General features: G+C 59.5%; 1 protein-coding gene. It reads right to left on the minus strand.

Features of this window, described 5'->3' with window-relative positions; all coding sequences use genetic code 11:
- Nucleotides 1–37 precede the first annotated feature (37 nt).
- Nucleotides 38–1272 (minus strand): IS3 family transposase gene (locus ACX80D_RS17745; RefSeq protein WP_459324181.1). Its coding sequence is split into 2 segments (ribosomal slippage): nucleotides 38–993 and nucleotides 993–1272, totalling 1236 coding nucleotides; the frame shifts between segments, so codons are not numbered across the junction.
- Between the last annotated feature and the right edge of the window lie 70 nt (nucleotides 1273–1342).

Genomic DNA, 1342 nt, shown 5'->3' on the forward strand with positions numbered 1-1342 from the left:
TTGGGGTTCCCCGCAAGTTGTAGACACGTGTTCTGCATCACGCGGCTTGCGTGAGTACTTCTTCTTTCATTGCGGCCGGCTCTTTTTGAGTGCGTAGGCTCAGTTCATGCTCGACCGGCGGGACCATTCCAAGCTTCGAGTGAAGGCGTTGACGGTTGTAGAACTCTTCGATCCAGCACGCGACTGCGGTCTTCGCCTCAGTCCGAGTCAGCCAAGTTCGACGGTCATAGAATTCGGTTTTCAACGTGGACCAGAATGACTCCTGCATCGCGTTATCCCAGCACACGCCCGTGCGCCCGACAGACTGCAGGATCCCCAATTCCTTTGAGGCTTCCCATAGCTGTGTCGAGGTGAATTGCGCGCCGCGATCGGCATGGAACACAACGTCTGCAGGCAGCTCGCCACGGAGCGTGTGGGCCATTCGTAACGCCCGTTCCACCAGATCGGTGTTCTGCACCGAATCCATAGCCCAGCCCAATACACGCCGAGAGCAGCCGTCCCGGACCGCACATAAATACAGCCAGCCTTCCCGGGTCCTCAGGTAGGTGATATCGGAAATCCACACTGCATCCAACCGTCCCCTGTCCCACCGGCGGCTGACCAAATCCGGCAGGTGGTGGGTGTTCGTGCCAGGGATCGTGGTGACCGGCCGGAACATCCTCGGGCTAATCCCTTCAATGCCTTGCCGACGCATGGAGTCAGCGACCGTCTTCGGGTTTGCTGGCGAGCCTTCTCGTGCCAGCTGGGCCGCTACACGCGGCGCCCCGTAGGTCTGTTGAGACTCCTCGAAGACCGTAGCGACCCGCTTGTCGCGTTCCCGCCGGGCCACCGCCCGTGGGCCGGGCCCGTCCAGGCGGCGCCGGTGCCAGCTGTGATAGCCGGAAGCGGAGACCTTCAGTACTCTGGCCATCCGCAGGATCGAGAAGTTGTCCTTCTCCGCGTGCATCAACTCGAACCGTTCGGACGATGTTGCTTCGATGCGAAGAAGGACGCGGCTTTTCCCAGAAAGCGGTTGTCCTCACGTAGCTCAAACACTTCCTTGCGCAGGCGAACCAACTCAGCCCGTTCTTCCTCCGCAAGGGCCCCTGTTGACTCACCATTGAGGCCACGGCGGTCTTTCTCCACCCGTACCCATCGGCCCAAGGTTTGCTCGCCGATACTCAGCTCGCCGGCAACCTTTGCAACAGGCCGACCGGTATCAATGACCAAGCCGGCAGCTTCCCTCTTGTAATCATCCGTAAAACTACGACGTTGACTCTTCTTCTCTGACATCACTGACATCCTCTCAGCAGGATCAATAATCCCGCTAACTCGGGTGTCCACTAATTCAGGCTAACCCCAG

Source organism: Arthrobacter sp. Sr24 (assembly GCF_054511175.1).